Source organism: Caenimonas sedimenti (assembly GCF_007833165.1).
In the GTDB taxonomy this organism is placed as follows: Bacteria; Pseudomonadota; Gammaproteobacteria; order Burkholderiales; family Burkholderiaceae_C; genus Ramlibacter; species Ramlibacter sedimenti.
This window is the reverse complement of sequence record NZ_VOBQ01000013.1, coordinates 1-15,824: the sequence shown is the minus strand read 5'-3', so window position 1 is coordinate 15,824 and position 15,824 is coordinate 1. Positions and strand designations below refer to the sequence as shown.

The 15,824-nt window shown below is 66.9% G+C and carries 17 protein-coding genes and 1 pseudogene; 5 read left to right on the top strand and 13 right to left on the bottom strand.

Annotation, left to right across the window (positions count from 1 at the left end; genetic code table 11):
- Nucleotides 1-29: 29 nt before the first annotated feature.
- The 3 genes from FN976_RS16260 to FN976_RS16250 are packed head-to-tail and all read right to left on the bottom strand — an operon-like array spanning nt 30 to nt 3,522.
- Complete coding sequence (locus FN976_RS16260) at nt 30-746, bottom strand: ribonuclease activity regulator RraA (protein WP_145894100.1); 717 nt, start codon at nt 744-746, stop codon at nt 30-32.
- Between the two features lie 5 nt (nt 747-751).
- Nucleotides 752-2,512 (bottom strand): L-arabinonate dehydratase, encoded by a 1,761-nt coding sequence (gene araD, locus FN976_RS16255; RefSeq protein ID WP_145894099.1) that lies wholly within the window; start codon nt 2,510-2,512, stop codon nt 752-754.
- Complete coding sequence (locus tag FN976_RS16250; RefSeq protein WP_145894098.1) at nt 2,509-3,522, bottom strand: Bug family tripartite tricarboxylate transporter substrate binding protein; 1,014 nt, start codon at nt 3,520-3,522, stop codon at nt 2,509-2,511. The genes araD and FN976_RS16250 overlap by 4 nt, the downstream gene beginning before the upstream one ends.
- 75 nt (nt 3,523-3,597) lie before the next feature.
- Between FN976_RS16250 and FN976_RS16245 the strand changes: the two genes are divergently transcribed.
- The 4 genes from FN976_RS16245 (at nt 3,598) to FN976_RS16230 (ending at nt 6,034) form a co-directional block, all read left to right on the top strand.
- Nucleotides 3,598-4,335 carry a GntR family transcriptional regulator gene (locus FN976_RS16245; RefSeq protein WP_186510923.1) on the top strand — a complete coding sequence of 246 codons (738 nt, stop codon included), beginning with the start codon at nt 3,598-3,600 and terminating at the stop codon, nt 4,333-4,335.
- Between the two features lie 151 nt (nt 4,336-4,486).
- Nucleotides 4,487-4,813: a hypothetical protein gene (locus FN976_RS16240; RefSeq protein ID WP_145894096.1), complete on the top strand. Its 327-nt coding sequence runs from the start codon at nt 4,487-4,489 to the stop codon at nt 4,811-4,813.
- Nucleotides 4,814-4,904: 91 nt separating this feature from the next.
- The gene (locus FN976_RS16235) at nt 4,905-5,390 is read left to right on the top strand and encodes a J domain-containing protein (protein ID WP_145894095.1); all 486 of its coding nucleotides are present in this window, start codon (nt 4,905-4,907) and stop codon (nt 5,388-5,390) included.
- 128 nt (nt 5,391-5,518) lie between these two features.
- On the top strand, nt 5,519-6,034 hold the full coding sequence (locus tag FN976_RS16230; protein ID WP_145894094.1) for a YXWGXW repeat-containing protein: 516 nt from the start codon (nt 5,519-5,521) through the stop codon (nt 6,032-6,034).
- Between the two features lie 22 nt (nt 6,035-6,056).
- Here the strand turns inward: FN976_RS16230 and FN976_RS16225 are convergent, their stop codons facing one another.
- The 10 genes from FN976_RS16225 to FN976_RS16180 form a co-directional block, all read right to left on the bottom strand.
- Complete coding sequence (locus tag FN976_RS16225) at nt 6,057-9,215, bottom strand: efflux RND transporter permease subunit (RefSeq protein WP_145894093.1); 3,159 nt, start codon at nt 9,213-9,215, stop codon at nt 6,057-6,059.
- A 9-nt stretch (nt 9,216-9,224) separates the two neighbouring features.
- The gene (locus FN976_RS16220; protein WP_222432829.1) at nt 9,225-10,451 is read right to left on the bottom strand and encodes an efflux RND transporter periplasmic adaptor subunit; all 1,227 of its coding nucleotides are present in this window, start codon (nt 10,449-10,451) and stop codon (nt 9,225-9,227) included.
- 108 nt (nt 10,452-10,559) lie between these two features.
- Complete coding sequence (locus FN976_RS16215) at nt 10,560-10,922, bottom strand: DUF1428 domain-containing protein (RefSeq protein WP_145894341.1); 363 nt, start codon at nt 10,920-10,922, stop codon at nt 10,560-10,562.
- Complete coding sequence (locus FN976_RS16210) at nt 10,919-11,371, bottom strand: SRPBCC family protein (protein ID WP_145894092.1); 453 nt, start codon at nt 11,369-11,371, stop codon at nt 10,919-10,921. The genes FN976_RS16215 and FN976_RS16210 overlap by 4 nt, the downstream gene beginning before the upstream one ends.
- Nucleotides 11,266-11,703, bottom strand: coding sequence for an ArsR/SmtB family transcription factor (locus tag FN976_RS16205; protein ID WP_145894091.1), 438 nt, complete (start codon nt 11,701-11,703; stop codon nt 11,266-11,268). The genes FN976_RS16210 and FN976_RS16205 overlap by 106 nt, the downstream gene beginning before the upstream one ends.
- Nucleotides 11,704-11,717: 14 nt before the next feature.
- Nucleotides 11,718-12,113, bottom strand: a complete 396-nt coding sequence (locus FN976_RS16200; protein WP_145894090.1) for a VOC family protein — start codon at nt 12,111-12,113, stop codon at nt 11,718-11,720.
- Between the two features lie 10 nt (nt 12,114-12,123).
- On the bottom strand, nt 12,124-12,618 hold the full coding sequence (locus tag FN976_RS16195; RefSeq protein WP_145894089.1) for a VOC family protein: 495 nt from the start codon (nt 12,616-12,618) through the stop codon (nt 12,124-12,126).
- Between the two features lie 11 nt (nt 12,619-12,629).
- Nucleotides 12,630-12,983, bottom strand: a complete 354-nt coding sequence (locus FN976_RS16190) for a GFA family protein (protein WP_145894088.1) — start codon at nt 12,981-12,983, stop codon at nt 12,630-12,632.
- 100 nt (nt 12,984-13,083) lie between these two features.
- The gene (locus FN976_RS16185; protein WP_145894087.1) at nt 13,084-13,533 is read right to left on the bottom strand and encodes a tellurite resistance TerB family protein; all 450 of its coding nucleotides are present in this window, start codon (nt 13,531-13,533) and stop codon (nt 13,084-13,086) included.
- Nucleotides 13,534-13,550: 17 nt separating this feature from the next.
- On the bottom strand, nt 13,551-15,425 hold the full coding sequence (locus tag FN976_RS16180; RefSeq protein ID WP_255440491.1) for a hybrid sensor histidine kinase/response regulator: 1,875 nt from the start codon (nt 15,423-15,425) through the stop codon (nt 13,551-13,553).
- Nucleotides 15,426-15,627: 202 nt separating this feature from the next.
- On the opposite strand from FN976_RS16180, the pseudogene FN976_RS29210 reads away from it, so the two are divergent.
- Nucleotides 15,628-15,824, top strand: a pseudogene (locus FN976_RS29210) (IS630 family transposase); the annotation flags it as partial.

Below are 15,824 nucleotides of genomic sequence, written 5' to 3'. Positions count from 1 at the left end.
CCGCGCCGCATCAGGCGCCCGTCGGGTGGCTACCGGCCGTTGGCCTTGCGCCAAGCCGCGAAGTCGTCCTGCGTCTGCGGGTCCGTCGCCGGATAGAGGCCCAGGATGCTGCGGCCCTTGAGCACCTCCGCTGTCACGAAGTCCTCGAAGGCGGTCATCTCCACCGCCTCGTCGGCGACCTGGTCCGCCAGGTGTGCCGGAATGACGAACACGCCCTCCTTGTCGCCCACCATCACATCGCCGGGGAAGACCGCGACGTCACCACAACCGATGGGGACGTTGATGTCCAGCGCCTGGTGCAGCGTCAAGTTGGTCGGTGCGCTGGGGCGGTGGTGATAAGTCGGAAACGGCATGCCCGCCATCTCGGGCGAATCGCGGAAGCCGCCATCGGTGACGGCGCCCGCGCAGCCCCGCACCATCAGGCGCGTGATGAGAATGGACCCCGCCGACGCGGCCCGGGCGTCCTTGCGGCTGTCGAACACCATCACCGCGCCCGCCGGGCATTGCTCGACGGCGGCCCGCTGAGGGTGCTGGCGGTCCTGGAACACCGAGATCGGGTTCAGGTCCTCCCGCGCGGGGATGTAGCGCAGGGTGAACGCCTCGCCCACCATGTTGGGCAGGTTGGGATTGAGCGGATGCACGTCCTGGATGAACTGGTTGCGCAGGCCGCGCTTGAACAACGCGGTGCAGAGGGTGGCCGTGCTCACGTTCATGAGCTTGGCCTTGGTTTCTGGTTTGAGCGGCATGGGATTCAGTAGATGGCCGGTTCGCCGACCGGCGCGCCGAAGGAAGTTTCGAGGTAGTCGAAGTCGCAGCCCTGGTGGGCCTGCTGGATGTGCTGGCTGAACATGTAGCCATAGCCACGCTCGAAGCGGCGCGGCGGCGGCGTCCAGGCGGCGCGGCGGCTCGCGAGTTCCGCGTCGCTCACTTCCAGGTGGATGCGGCGCGCCGGCACGTCCACGGTGATCATGTCGCCCGTTTTCACCAGCGCGAGGTTGCCGCCGACATAGGCTTCGGGCGAGACGTGCAGCACGCAGGCGCCATAGCTGGTGCCGCTCATGCGCGCGTCGCTGATGCGCATCATGTCGCGCACGCCCTGTTTCACCAGCTTGGTGGGAATGGGCACCATGCCCCATTCCGGCATGCCGGGGCCGCCCTGCGGGCCGGCATTGCGCAGGATGATCACGTGGTCCCTGGTGACGTCGAGATCGGGGTCGTCGATCGCCTTCTTGAGGGACGGGTAATCGTCGAACACCAGCGCGGGGCCGGTGTGCTGCAGAAGATCCGGGCTGCAGGCACTGGGCTTGATGACCGCGCCGTCGGGTGCCAGGTTGCCGCGCAGCACGGCCAGCGCGCCCTCCTGGTAGATGGGATTCGACAAGGGCCGGATCACGTCGTCGTTGTAGACCTCCGCACCCTCCAGGTTCTCGCCGACCGTGCGGCCGCTGACCGTCAGCGCGTCCAGGTGCAGCAGGCCGCCATCGGCCAGATTCTTCATCAGCGCGCGCATGCCGCCCGCGTAGTAGAAATCCTCCATCAGGTACTTGTCGCCGCTGGGCCGGATGTTGGCGATGACGGGTACCTTGCGCGAGAACGCATCGAAGTCGTCGAGCGATACGGCGCAGGTTTCGCCAGCGCGGCGCGAGATCGCCACCAGGTGAATGATGGCGTTGGTGGAGCAGCCCTCGGCCATCGCCACCGTGATCGCGTTCTCGAAGTTCTTGCGCGTCAACACCCTGGCCGGCGTCAGGTCTTCCCACACCATGTCGACGATGCGGCGTCCGCATTGCGTGGCCATGCGCTGGTGGTTCGCGTCCACGGCGGGGATGCTGGATGCGCCGGGCAATGTCATGCCCATGGCTTCGGCGATGCCCATCATCGTGGCGGCCGTCCCCATCACCATGCAGGTGCCGGCGCTGCGCGCGATGCCGCCCTCCACTTCCATCCACTGCGCCTGCGTGATGTTGCCGGCGCGGCGCTCGTCCCAGTACTTGAAGGAATCGGAGCCGGAACCCAGCACCTTGCCCTTCCAGTTGCCGCGCAGCATGGGGCCGGCCGGCAGGTAGATGCAGGGAATGCCCATGCTGATGGCCCCCATCAGCAGCCCCGGCGTCGTCTTGTCGCAGCCGCCCATGAGGACCGCGCCGTCGATCGGGTGGCTGCGCAGCAGTTCCTCCGACTCGATCGCCAGCAGGTTGCGATAGAGCATGGTCGTCGGCTTGACGAAGTTCTCCGCCAGCGAGATGGCCGGCAGCTCCAGCGGAAAGCCTCCCGACTGCAGGATGCCGCGCTTCACTTCCTCCACCCGCTGCTTGAAGTGCGAGTGGCAGTTGTTGATGTCGCTCCAGGTGTTGAGGATGGCGATGACGGGGCGGCCCGTCCAGTCGGCGTGGTCGTAGCCCATCTGCATGGCGCGTGACCGGTGGCCGAAGGAGCGGAAATCGTCGGGGGCGAACCAGCGCGCGGAGCGCAGGTCTTCGTACTTCTTGCGTGTCACAGGCTCTTTCTTCATTCTTCCTTGATGCCGGCCACCTTGATCACGCGCGGCCAGCGGTCCAGCTCCCGCGCCACGAAGCCGGTGTAGGCGTGCGAGCCCTGCTGCGGGACGACGAAGCCCTGCGACTCCATGCGCTGGCGGATGGCCGGTGCGCTCATCGCGGCGACCAGGGCGGCTTCGAGCTTGTCGGCGACAGGCTTGGGCGTGCCTTTGGCGACCGAGATGCCGGACCACGACAGCGCGCTGAAGCCCGGGAAGCCGGCCTCGTGGATCGTCGGCACGTCGGGGTACAGCGGGTTGCGCGCCAGGCTGCTCACCGCCAGCGCCTTGAGCTTGCCCGCCTTCACGTGCTGCAAGGCGACGTCCTGGTTGATGAACATGACCGGGATCTGGCCGCCGAGCAGGTCCACCATCATCGGGCCGCCGCCGCGGTAGGGGATGCCGACCATGAAGAGCGGCTTGCAGTTTTCCTTGCGGGCGCCGACGCAGGTGCTGGCGGTCTGCTTGAGCAGTTCCATCGCCATGTGCCCCGAGGCCGCGGGCGTATAACCGTAGTTCAGCTTGCCGGGGTTGGCGCGGCCGTAGGCCAGGAACTCCTGGAAATTGTTGAACGGTGCCGAAGGGTGCGCGACCAGCACATTCGGCCCCGAGTGCACCTGCGTCAGGTGGATGAAGTCGCGGTTGGAGTCGTAGGGCACGCTCTTGCTGATGCCATGCGCGACGGCGTTCTGGCCCACCCCGGTCTGGATCAGGGTGTAGCCGTCGGCAGCAGCCTTCAGCCCCCGGTCGGTCCCGATGACGCCACCCGCCCCGCCGATGTTCTCCACCACCACGGGCTGCTTGAGCTGCTTGCCGAGTTCCTCGGCGATCATCCGCGCCATCACGTCGCTGGTGCCGCCCGCGGGGAAGGGCGAGATCAGCTTGAGCGGCTTGTTCGGGAAATCGGCCTGGGCCCAGGCGGCAGCGGGCAGCAGGCAGGCGAATGCCGCGGCAGCGGCGACACGGCGATTGATGCGCTTGGTCATGGGAACCTCGGTTGGTAACATTCTAGTATGTTAGCCTTCGGGCTTGCGACCGCAACTTCGCGCAAACCCTCCCCCATGGCCCGAGCCCGACCGCACATCCCCGAGATCGCCAGCACCGCAGCAGCGGCCCGAGGCCGCGCCGCCGTGCCGCAGGCGCGCGGTGCGATGGGCCGCGACGTCTACGACACCCTCCGCAGCGCCATCCTCGACTGCACCTTCCTGCCGGGCATGGCCTTGTCGGAACAGGCGGTCTCGGTGGAACTGCAAGTGAGCCGCGCGCCCGTGCGCGACGCGTTCCGGCAACTGGCCGTCGAGGGCCTGCTGGAGGCCGTGCCGCAGCGCGGCACCTTCGTCGCGCGCCTGAACCGCGAAAAGATCGCCGATGCCATCTTCGTGCGCGAAGCCATCGAATGCCGCGCCGCCGAACTGGCCGCCGGCGCCGACCCGGCAGAGCGCCGCCAGCTGGCCGAGATCATCGCGCGGCAGGCGCGCGCATCGGCCCGCAAGGACTACGCCACGCACCTCTCGACCGACGAGGAGTTCCACCACCGGATCCTGGTGCTGGCGGGCCACCCGCACGCCTGGACTGCTCTGCGCCTCGCGCGCACCGGCATGAATCGCATCCGCCACCTGGCGATCCCGGCGGTGGGCAGCCACAAGATCGCGGTCGACCACCACCGCCTGATCGTCGACGCCATCGCTGCCGGCGACGCCCCGGCGGCGAGCGCCGCGATGCGCGTGCACATCCATTCGCCCATGGAATTCCTGGACGCGATCCTGCTGCGGCATCCGGAGTACTTCGAAGCCGCGTGAACGGCCGAGCGACGGCGCGCTGTTGTCTGACAGCCGACCCCCCGTCGCTGGCTGACATCGCCGTAGGACGCAGGCGCATTCGTGTAACCAGACGCCACAAGCGTTGCGGCACGCCGCACACTTGGCTCCACGCAGTACTCGGGAGCACGACATGGAACGGATCTGGGGGCCAGTCAACGGCTTCTACTTCGCGGCTTACGCCGCCCCGGTGGGCGATGGCGACCGCTTCTGCAGCTACGCCAAAGTCTGCTGGACCAAGCCCGAGAGCTACTGGGAAGCCGACTGCGCTTTCAAGGTGTTCGCCGGTGAAAACCACGACTCGCTGGAGACGGCGCTCGGCGCGGCAACCCTGGTCGCCCGGAGCGAGACGTCGCACCTGCCGCCGCAGGCGCGCACCATCGCGGAACGGCGGCGTCGCGACCACACGGCGGTCCCCAATCTGCTGGTGTCCGCCTTCTTCCGCCACCGCCTGGCCTGACACCGCGCTGTCGCGGGCGGCCCACAGGTGCCGCGCCGCGGGCGCGGTCCTGCTTCGCATCAAGCCGCCTCAGCTATAAAATTCGTAGCTGATGGCTCATTCACAGTCTTGGCAGCCCGCCAATCCGACCTACTACGACGTGCTCCAGGTCGAGCGCCACGCCACGCCCGAGCGCGTACGCACCGCCTACCGAAGACTCGCCCAGAAGTACCACCCCGACAAGATGCCCGGCAATGCCAACGCGGTGCGCGCGATGTCGGCCATCAACGCGGCCTACGCCGTGCTGTCGGATGCCGAACGGCGCGCCGAACACGATCGCTGGATCCAGCGCGCGGAGCGGCCAAGCCGGCCCATGCCCCTGGCATCGGGGCACGAATCTGCGTGGACGTTTTTCAACCCGGTCACGGGCTGGCCCTGGTACCTGCTGTTCGGCACCATGCTGCTGGCCCTGGGGACCATCGTCACGGCGCTCTACCTGACGGCCATGCCGGCCCGCGCGACCGCAGTCGCGCCTGCCCTCGCCCACACCGCTCAGCCGTGCCAGCCGAGCGGCACCGCGGATTGCCGAAAGCCCTGAGCTAGCGCGGCTTGCCAGCTCATCGGAGACTGCAAGCCGCGTCCGACGCGCCTTGGCTCCCTGCGCCGATGCTCGCGCACCCTGCCCGGCCGCATCTTTGGCGGTATCCCCTTTTCAGGAGTACAGCCATGAAACACAACAGCTTGATCGCCCCCCTGGTCGCCGCCAGCGCCTTGATGGGCTTGGCGGGCGCGGCCCAGGCCGTCCCTGCCGTGGTGGCCACGCCCTCTTACGGCCCCACCGTGGTCGTCCGGCAGGCGCCGCCGCCGCCAATCTTCGAAGCCGCCCCGGGCGTGCGCGAAGGCTACGTCTGGGCCCCTGGCCACTACGAGTGGCGCAACGGCCGCTACGAATGGCGCCCGGGCTACTGGGTGTCGGAACGCCCCGGCTACATCTGGGAGCAGGCCCGCTGGATCCAGCGCCCTGACGGCTCGTGGTATCTCGCCGGCAACACCTGGGAACGCCGCGGTCCGAACGGTGACCGCGACGGCGACGGCATCGCCAACCGCTATGACCGCGACCGGGACGGCGACGGCATCCCCAACCGCTACGACCGCGGCCGCGACGGCCCCTACGGCGACCGCGACGGCGACGGCGTGTCGAACCGGGACGACGACTACCCGAACAACCCGAACCGCAGCTAACTGCGGCGCCTGAGGCGCGCGATCAGGCCGGCTGACTCCCGGCCTGTTCGTGCGCCAGCCGCGCCTCCGTGCGCAGTTCGTCCGTGCTGCGCCGTTCGCGCAGGCGCTTGTCGACCAGCACACGGAAGAACCAAGGCACGAAGAAGATCGCCAGGAAGGTGGCGGCCAGCATGCCGCCCATCACGCCCGTGCCCACGGACACGCGCGCGCCAGCGCCAGCCCCTGACGAGAAAGCCAGCGGCGCCACGCCCAGAATAAAGGCCAGCGAGGTCATCACGATGGGCCGGAAGCGCAGCCGCGCCGCCTCCAGCGCTGCCGCCGATGCGCTCATGCCTTCGCCCACCTTGAGCGACGCGTATTCCACGATCAGGATGGCGTTCTTGGCCGCCAGCCCGAGCAGCGTCACCAGCCCGATCTGGAAGTAGACGTCGTTGGTCATGCCGCGCAGCCAGACCGCGGCCAGCGCGCCGAAGGTGCCGAAGGGCAACGCCAGCAACACCGACAACGGCAGCGACCATTTCTCGTATTGCGCCGACAGGATCAGGAACACCATCACCGCGCCGAGGGCCAGCGCCATGCCCGAGGTGCCGCTGGAGCGCTTCTCCTGGTACGAGGCACCGCCCCAGTCGTAGCTGAAATCCGCCGGCAGCGTCTCGGCGGCGATGCGCTCGACCTCCGCGATGGCCTGGCCGGAACTGACGCCGGGCGCGCCCTGCCCGAACAGCTTCACGGCCGGCAGGTTGTTGAACCGGTCCAGCGTTTCCGGCCCGGCGGAGTAACGCACGCTCGCGATGGCCGAAACGGGCACCATCTCGCCGCGCTCGGAGCGCACCCACATGCGGCCGATGTCGTCCGGCTGCTTGCGGTAAGCCGGGTCGGCCGACATCAGCACCTGCCAGGTGCGCCCGAACTTGTTGAAGTCGTTGACGTAGTAGGAGCCCAGCGTGGCGGCCAATGTGTCGAACACGCTGTCGACCGGAACGCCCAACGCCTTCGCGCGCGCGCGGTCCACGTCCACGTACAGCTGCGGCGAGGCCGCGCGCCAGAGCGTCTGCACCCCCGCCAGCTGCTTGGACTTCCCGACCGCGGCCTGGAACTGCTGCGTGACCTCCGAGAGGCGGGCCGCTCCGCCGTCGCCCCGGTTCTGGATGTAGAACTCGAAGCCGCCGGCGTTGCCCAGGCCGAAGATCGGCGGCGGGTTGAAGGCCAGCACCAGGGCCTCCTTCACGCCAGCCGTCTTCGCGAACAGCTCACCCACCAGGGCCTGCACCGGCACCTTGCGCTCGTCCCAATGCTTCTGCGTGACGAAGATGGTGGCGGCGTTGTTGCGGAAGCCTCCGCCGAGGAAGTCGAAGCCCGCGAAGGAAACCGCGTCCAGGTTGTTCGGGTTCGACTTGATGATCTCGAGCACCTCGTTGACCACCTTGTCGGTGCGCTGCAACGAAGCGCCATCCGGCAGGATGACGGCCGCGATATAGAAGCCCTGGTCTTCGTCCGGCACCAGCGAGCCCGGGGTGGCGCGCCAGAGAACCACGGTGAGGGCCACCATTGCCGCGAACAGAACGAGCGCGATGCCGCCGCGCCGGATCATGAAGCCCACGCCACCGGTGTAGCGCCGCGTCACGTCGGCGAATCCGCGGTTGAACAGGGTGAAGATGCGGCTGTCGCCCTTGTGCTCGCGCTTCAGGATCAGCACGCACAGGGCAGGCGTGAGCGTCAGCGCGACGATCCCCGAGATGACGACGGCGATCGAGATGGTGATCGCGAACTGGCGATAGAGTTCGCCTGTCAACCCGCCCAGGAAGGCGATCGGCACGAACACCGCGCACAGCACCAGCACGATCGCGATGATCGGGCCCGTGACTTCCTTCATGGCCTGGATGGCTGCCTCGCGCGCGGGCATGTGTTCCTCGTGCATCAGCCGCTCGACGTTTTCCAGCACCACGATGGCGTCGTCCACCACGATGCCGATGGCCAGCACCATGCCGAACAGCGTGAGGGTGTTGATGGAATAGCCGAGCAGCAACAGCCCGGCGAAGGTGCCGATCAGCGACACCGGCACGGCGATGGTCGGGATCAGTGTCGCGCGCCAGTTCTGCAGGAAGACGAACACCACCAGGAACACCAGCACCATGGCTTCGGCCAGGGTGATCAGCACCTCGCGGATCGATACCTCGACGAAGCGCGTGGTGTCGTAGGGGATGGAATAGGCGAATCCCGCCGGGAAGCGCTTCTCGAGCCCGCGCATCGTGGCCTTGACCTCGCCCGCGACGTCCAGCGCATTGGCCCCCGGCTGCAGGAAGATGCCGACCAACGTGGCCGGCTTGCCGTTGATGCGGCCGATGAAGTCGTAGTCCTTGCCGCCCAGCTCGACGCGGGCCACATCGCGCAAGCGCACCGAGGAGCCATCCGGGTTGGACCGCAGGATGATGTCCTCGAACTGCGCCGGCTCCGACAGCCGCCCCTGTGTCATGATCGTGTAGACCAGCTCCTGCGGCCCCCCGGTGGGCGACTGCCCCACCTTGCCGGCCGCGAACTGCGCGTTCTGTTCGTTGATGGCGCGCGCCAGGTCGGAGGTGGTCAGCTTCAGCTGCGCCAGCTTGTCGGGCTTGAGCCAGACGCGCATCGCGTAGTCCTTGGCACCGAAGATCTGCACGTTCGTGGTGCCCGGCACCCGCTTCAACTGGTCCAGCACGTTGAGTGTCACGTAGTTGCTGGTGTAGATGTCGTCGTAGCGGCCGTCCGGCGCATAGAACGCCAGCACCTGCAGGAAGGACGACGAGCCCTTCTCCACCGTCACGCCCTGCCGGCGCACTTCCTGCGGCAGCTTGGCTTCGGCCTGCTTCACGCGGTTGTTGACGTTGAGTGCCGCCTGGTTGACGTCGGTGCCGATCTCGAAGGTCACCTGGATCTGCACCACGCCGTTGCCGGCCGAGGTGGAGCTCATGTAGAGCATGCGCTCGACGCCGTTGATGGCGTTCTCGATCGGCGCGGCAACGGTCTGTTCGAGCACCTGCGCGCTGGCGCCGGGGTAGACGGCCTGCACCGTCACGACCGGGGGCGCGATCTCGGGGTATTGGGCGATGGGCAGGCCGCGCATGGCGGCCAGGCCCGCGATCATGATGAAGATCGAGAGCACCGCCGCGAAGATCGGGCGGTCGATGAAAAAGCGGGAGAACATGCGCTCTCCCTATTTCGATGCGGGTTTGGCAGGCGCGGATGCGGCCGCGGCCGGGGCCTGCGCGATCTGGACCGGCGCGCCGGGACCGATGCGCATCAGGCCGTCGATGATGACCTTGTCGCCGGGCGCGAGGCCCTGCCGGATCACCCAGCCCTTCCCATCGGGCAGGTCCACCCATTCGCCGGCCTGCACCGGCTTCACGGTGGCGACCGTCGCCCCCTTCATCTCGGGTTTGTCGCTGGGCGCCACCACGTAGACGAACTTGCCCTGAGGCCCCTCCATCACGGCGCGTTGCGGCACCTGCATCACATCGGGGCGCGTTGCACCACTCAGGCGCACGCGAACGAACTGGCCCGGCTTGATGCGGCCGTCTGCATTGGGCAGTTCGGCTTGTGAGCGCACCGTCCCGGTGGCCGCGTCCACCTGCGGCTCGCTGAACTGCAGCTTGCCGCCGCCGGCCAGCGGCGTGCCGTCGGCCGAGAGCACCTGCACCGTCATCCCGCCCGGCGGCAGCAACAACTTGCGTTCGCGCAGGTCGGCCTGCACGCGGGCATGCTCCGCTTCGGGAATGCCGAACACCGCTTTGACGGGATTGGTTTGCACGATCGTGGTGAGCAGCACATCGGGGCCGGACACCAGGCTGCCCTCGGACTTGGCTGCACCACCTGCGAGCCCGGACACGGGCGCGACGACGTGCGTGTAGCCGATGTTCAGCTTTGCCTCAGTGACTCGCGCGTTCGCCGCCTTCAGGTCGGCCGCCGCGACATCGTGCGCCGACAAAGCGTCGTCGTAGTCACGTTTGCTCACCACGCCGCCGTCCGCCAGCGGCTTCATCCGCTCGAGCAAACGCTTGGCGTTGGCGAGCCGTGCCTGCACGGCGGCCTGGTCCGCCTCGGCGCGCGCCAGCGCCGTCTGGAACGGCACCGGATCGATGGAGAACAGCGACTGGCCCGCCTTCACCGGCAAGCCCTCCGCGTAGTTGCGCTTCAGCAGGATGCCGGTGACGCGGGCACGCACCTCGACCTCGCGCGAGCCCTGCGTCTGCCCCGTGTATTCGAAGCTCACGGGCAGCGTCTGCGGCTGCACCGTCACCACGTTGACCTGCGCCGGCGCGCCGCCCCCGAAACCAGGTGGCGCGCCTTCGCCCTGGCTCTTGCCGCATGCCGCCAGCACCAGCGGCAGCGCCGCGATCATCCATGCGAATCCCCGCCCTCCAGGCGCCTGCAAGTTTCTCATCGTTGTCATCCTTTTGAGATGTGGCTCGTACTCCGCGGGTCCGCGGGCCAAGCCGGCGATGTTAGCCAGCCTTCAAAGACCCCATCGCATGCCGAGGGCTCACTCCTGTCACATTTCGACAATGGGCTTGAAGCCGCCCCAGAACATGCGCTTGCCGTCGAAGGGCATGGCCTTCGGGTCCATCATGGCGTTCAGCCGCGGGTCTTTCATGACCTTGGCGTTCACGCTGTCGCGCTGGCGGCGCGACTTGTAGACGATGTACGAAAAGACGACCACCTCGCCCGGCTTGAGCTTGACGGCCTGCGGGAACGAGGTCGACTTGCCGGGCTTGACGTCGTCCTCGACGCATTCGACGTACTGGACGGCCCCGTATTCCATCCAGACCTTGCCCGCCTTGCGGGCGATCGCGCGGTAAGCCGCCAGCTTGTCCTTCGGGACGGGCAGCACGAATCCATCGACGTACATGTTCAGGGTTCTCCGATCCACGCATCGAGCTTGGCGAAAGTGCCGGTCCACCCGCGCGCGTGGTTCACGCGGGCTTCATCGTTGAAGAATCGGTCGTGGCGGAAGTCGAGCTCGGTACCGCCTTGCACCGTGCGCAGCAGCACGGTGACGCGCGAGACGCGTTCGGGCGTGCTCTGCCAGGCCCAGCTGAAGACCAGCTTGCGCTGCGGCTCCACCGCCTGGTAGACGCCCGAGACGCCATGTTCCTCGCCGTCCGCCGTGCGGAAGCGGATGCTGTAGGTGCCGCCCTCGCGCACATCGAGCTGCGCTTGCGTGACGGACTCGGTGTCCGCGGGGCCGAACCAGCGGCTCAGCGCTTGCGGGTCGGTCCAGGCCCGCCAGACTTTTTCGGCCGGGACGGGGTAGACGCGCGTGAGGCGGAGTTCGGCGTTCTGCTGGACGGGGCCCTGGGCCATGGGTTGACCTCCTCTTCGTGATACAGGAAACGGCCCAGCGCATCGAGCCGCGCGTTCCAGAATTGTTCGTAGTGGGCCAGCCACATGGCGGCATCCTCCAGCGCGGCGGGCGCCAGTTCGCAGTGCACGGTGCGGCCCTCCTTGGCGCGCACCACCAGGCCCGCGTCCTCGAGCACCTTCAGGTGCTTCATGAATCCCGGCAGCGACATGCCGTGGGGCTGCGCCAGCTCGCTCACGCTCGTCGGCCCCTTGGTCAGCTGCTCGATCACCTGCCGGCGCGTCCGGTCGGACAACGCCCAGAAGACCTGGTCGAGGACGGCGGCGTCTGCCATGGGTTCCAGCTGAGCTACTGGCGAGGCAGCGGCTGCAGCATGCTGACGCGGTTGCCCTCGGTGTCCTGGAAAGCCACGTAGTCGCCGATGCCGGGGATCATCATCGGCTCCCCGAAGACCTCGCCGCCGGCCTGCGCCACCTTGCGCATCGAAGCCTGGATGTCCTGCACCGCGATCACCACCGAGGGATACTGGGCCGGCCAGTCCGGCTTGCGCGGGAAGAAGCCGCCACCGATCGCGCCCTTGAAGGTGCCCTCCCCCTTGATATCTTCGTCGGCCGTGGTGACGACCACGTAGTCGCCCATGTCTTCGCCCAGCATCTGCATCTTCCAGCCGAACGCGGCTTCGTAGAACTTCGCGATGCGCGTACGGTCGTCGAACGGAAATTCAAAGTGAACAACGGGATCCATGGTGTTCTCCTTACTTGCCGTCGAAGGCGCGCTGCAGCGCCGCGATGTCGAGCTTCTTCATCTGCAGCATGGCCTGGAAGGCGCGATTCACCTTGGCCTTGTCCGGGTCCTGCAGCATCGCGATCATGGCCGTCGGCACCACCTGCCAGGACAGGCCGAACTTGTCCTTGAGCCAGCCGCACTGTTCGGACGCGGGATCGGACCGCAGTGCATCCCAGTACTTGTCGAGTTCCGCCTGGGAATCGACCATGATCTGCAGCGAGATGGCCTCGCTGAACTTGAAGTGCGGCCCGCCGTTCAACGCGGTGAAGCGCTGGCCGGCCAGCTCGAAATCGACGGTCAGCACCTTGCCTGCTGGCTGGCCATGGACTTCCTGGCCGACGTCGGGGTAGCGCGAGATCTCGGCGATCTTCGAATCAGGGAAGATGCCCGTATAGAACTTCGCGGCTTCTTCAGCCTGGCTGTCGAACCAGAGGCAGGGGACGATGTTGGAATTGAATTTCATCGGTGTTCTCCTTACATGGACCGGCCGTCGAAATGGGTCACCGGCACCTGGCCCAGGTCCAGGTCCAGCCCTTCGATGCACCGGAGGTTGACGGCCGCCATCGCGTTGCCCTTGGGATCCGTGCCTTCGCCGAAGGGGTGGATGCCGCAGGCCGCACAGAAGCGGTGCTTGATGACGTGCTTGTTGAACATGTAGATGGACGCATCGCTCTCCGGCGTGGTGAGCCGCAGCTTCTCGCGCGGCACGAACCACAGCAGGGAACCGCGGCGCGAACACATCGAGCAGTTGCACGCCATGCCCGAATCGATCTCGCCCTCCACCTCGAACGCGACGCGCCCGCAGTGGCAACTGCCCTTGTGCACCATCTCTTCTTCCTTCGCGGTTGACGTACACTTAACCAACAGGTTCAGTATAGGCGCGAAGAAAAGCGCCTGTCAACGCGGACGGAAGTAAATGAATGTGAGCTCAGCCGCCGCGAGCGTGGAGCTTGGCAGCGATGTACTCGCCGTGGGTCACGTGCAGCAAACCCGCCACCTTGGAGATGAGGTGGTTCTCGTGCGCGTCCAGGTGTCCGTCGGCGAAAGCCACGCGCCACATCGCTTCGACCATGCCCACCTTCTGCGGGTGGCTGAAGCGGTCGTTGATGACGTTCGTGAACTGGAAGAAGTCGTTGGAGCCGCGGGCTTTCTCTTCCGCGAGCTCCACCAGCCGAGCGAGCTCATCCTCGGCCAGATGGAAATGCGCGCGCAATGCCTCGACCACGGCCAGGCGCTCCTCGGCACCAAGCGCCGGGTCCGCGCGCATCACCTCCACAAGCAGCACCGCCGTGGCGAGTTCGAGCGTGTGTTCTGTCGTGGAGGCGCCCGCTGCGGGAGCGGCGATCGAATCGAAAAGGTCTTTCAGGGCGCGGAGCATGGTGGAAGCTTAACGCCCTAACCCAGCGCGCGCAGCTTCTTCAGGATGTCCGCGATCCGGTAGGGTTTGGGCAGGAACTCGAATCCTTTCAGGCTGCCGGCCGGCGTCGTGTAGCCGGAAGCGAGCAGGACCCTGGTGTTGGGCGACAACTCCTGGGCTTTCTTGCCCAGTTCCACACCGCTCAGCCCGGGCATGACGACATCGGAAAACAGCAGGTGGATGTCCGGGGTGCTGGTGAGGACCTCGAGCGCCTGCCGCCCGGAATTCGCGGTGATCACATGGAACCCGAGGGTGCGGAACATCTCCGACGCCATCTCCAGCACGTCGGGCTGGTCATCGACGATCAGGACCTTGTCGGTTGGGGGTGGCGCGGGATCGGGCAGCGCCTCTTCGGAGGAAACGGGGAAATACAGGCAGATCGTGGTGCCCTGGGCGAGCTGGGAGACGATCTTCAGCTCGCCGCCGAACTGTTGCACCATGCCGTAGACCTGGCTCAAGCCGAGGCCGGTCCCCTTCCCCATCGCCTTCGTGGTGAAGAACGGTTCGACCGCGCGGGCCAGCACCTCCTCGCTCATCCCGGAGCCGGTGTCCTGCACGGAGACGACGACATACCTGCCGTCGGGCAGCGATCCGATCTGGCCATTGGCGAAATCGCTCACTTGCGTGGCGACCCGGATGCTCCCGCCGTCCAGGGTCGCGTCATTCGCGTTGACCACCAGGTTCAGCAGGGCGGCTTCGAACAAGGCCACGTCGATCATCACCGCGGGCAGCACCCCGGTCACCTCGATCTCGAATTTCACCGAGCTCCTGACGGCTCGCCGGAGCACCGGCGCGAAGCCGGCGATCAGCCGGTTCAGTTCGCGCGGCTCCGGCGTCACCGGCTGCTGGCGCGCGAATGTGAGGAGCTGGTTCGTGAGCGAAGCACCCCGCATGGCCGCCTTGGACATGCTGTCGATCAGGCTCACTGCCTCGAGGTCTTTCACGATGGGGCGCAGCAGGTCGAGCCCGTTGGTGATCACGCTCAGCAGGTTGTTGAAGTCGTGCGCCACGCCGCCGGTGAGCTTGCCGATGGCTTCCAGCTTTTGGGACTGGAACAGCACCTCGCGCGCCTTCTCCAGTGCCTGCGTGGCCTCCAGGCGTTCCGTGATGTCGCGCGTGATCTTGGCGAACCCGACAAGCTCCCCGTCCTCGTTGCGGATCGGGTCGATGACGACGTGGGCCCAGAACCGCGTTCCATCCTTGCGGACCCGCCAGCCTTCGGCTTCGAAGCGCCCCTGGGAGGCCGCCTGCGCCAGCGCGTGGGCCGGCAGGCCCCGCTCCCTGTCTTCGTCCGTGTAGAACTTCGAAAAGTGCGCGCCGAGAACTTCGTCCTGCTCGTACTGCTTGATCCGGCGGGCGCCGGCGTTCCAGTTGGTGATTTCGCCGGCCGGGGACAGCATGTAGATGGCGTAGTCGGTGACGCCCTGGACCAGCATGCGAAAGCGCTGCTCACTCTCGCGCAGCGCTTCCTGGACCGCCCGCTTCTCGGAAATGTCGCGGGTGACCTTGGCGAATCCCACCAGCTCGCCCGACTCGTCGCGGATCGGGTCGATGACCACGCTGGCCCAGAACTGCGTGCCGTCCTTGCGGACGCGCCAGCCTTCCGCCTCGAATTTCCCCGACTCGCGGGCCTGCTTCAGCGCGTTCGCCGGGACGCCGGCATCGCGGTCCTGCTGGGTATAGAAGCGCGAAAAGTGCTCACCGATGATCTCCTCGGCGGCATAGCCCTTGAACCTTTGCGCGCCCGCGTTCCAGCTGGCCACGGTGCCGTCCGGCGCCAGCATGTAGATCGCGTAATCGGTGATGCGCGAGATGAAGAGCCGAAGCCGTTCGGCTTCCTGGGGAGAATTCAACTTTGCGGGTCAGGGTTGTCGCGCCGTGTTGCGCGGGGCGACTGGTTACCAAGTCTTCAGTGTCGGCCCCGGGGCGAGCTCTCGCTGTAGGACAGTGGCCGCGTTAAGAAAAGTCACATTTGCCGCCGTCCACTGCTGGGCTAGTGTCCTGTCCCATAAATTCGTAGGCACAGAATCTGCATGAGCTGAGGCATCCTTGGGGGTGCCGATGGCGAATGCATACAAGCGAGTTCTGATTGCACTGACGGACGACGAGCGGGCGCAGCTGACGTCGATGGCACGCTCGCGCTCGTTGCCTGCGGCGATGGCGCTGAGAGCGCGGATCGTGTTGGCCTGCGAGGGCGAAGACGTGCCGACCAGCGAAGTGGCTGAGGACCTTCGGATCGGCCGTGCGACTGT

Coding starts and splice junctions, on each gene's coding strand:
- FN976_RS16260 (WP_145894100.1), bottom strand. CDS start 746: ATGCCGCTCAAACCAGAAACCAAGGCCAAGCTCATGAACGTGAGCACG.
- araD (WP_145894099.1), bottom strand. CDS start 2,512: ATGAAGAAAGAGCCTGTGACACGCAAGAAGTACGAAGACCTGCGCTCC.
- FN976_RS16250 (WP_145894098.1), bottom strand. CDS start 3,522: ATGACCAAGCGCATCAATCGCCGTGTCGCCGCTGCCGCGGCATTCGCC.
- FN976_RS16245 (WP_186510923.1), top strand. CDS start 3,598: ATGGCCCGAGCCCGACCGCACATCCCCGAGATCGCCAGCACCGCAGCA.
- FN976_RS16240 (WP_145894096.1), top strand. CDS start 4,487: ATGGAACGGATCTGGGGGCCAGTCAACGGCTTCTACTTCGCGGCTTAC.
- FN976_RS16235 (WP_145894095.1), top strand. CDS start 4,905: ATGGCTCATTCACAGTCTTGGCAGCCCGCCAATCCGACCTACTACGAC.
- FN976_RS16230 (WP_145894094.1), top strand. CDS start 5,519: ATGAAACACAACAGCTTGATCGCCCCCCTGGTCGCCGCCAGCGCCTTG.
- FN976_RS16225 (WP_145894093.1), bottom strand. CDS start 9,215: ATGTTCTCCCGCTTTTTCATCGACCGCCCGATCTTCGCGGCGGTGCTC.
- FN976_RS16220 (WP_222432829.1), bottom strand. CDS start 10,451: ATGAGAAACTTGCAGGCGCCTGGAGGGCGGGGATTCGCATGGATGATC.
- FN976_RS16210 (WP_145894092.1), bottom strand. CDS start 11,371: ATGGCCCAGGGCCCCGTCCAGCAGAACGCCGAACTCCGCCTCACGCGC.
- FN976_RS16205 (WP_145894091.1), bottom strand. CDS start 11,703: ATGGCAGACGCCGCCGTCCTCGACCAGGTCTTCTGGGCGTTGTCCGAC.
- FN976_RS16200 (WP_145894090.1), bottom strand. CDS start 12,113: ATGGATCCCGTTGTTCACTTTGAATTTCCGTTCGACGACCGTACGCGC.
- FN976_RS16195 (WP_145894089.1), bottom strand. CDS start 12,618: ATGAAATTCAATTCCAACATCGTCCCCTGCCTCTGGTTCGACAGCCAG.
- FN976_RS16190 (WP_145894088.1), bottom strand. CDS start 12,983: ATGGTGCACAAGGGCAGTTGCCACTGCGGGCGCGTCGCGTTCGAGGTG.
- FN976_RS16185 (WP_145894087.1), bottom strand. CDS start 13,533: ATGCTCCGCGCCCTGAAAGACCTTTTCGATTCGATCGCCGCTCCCGCA.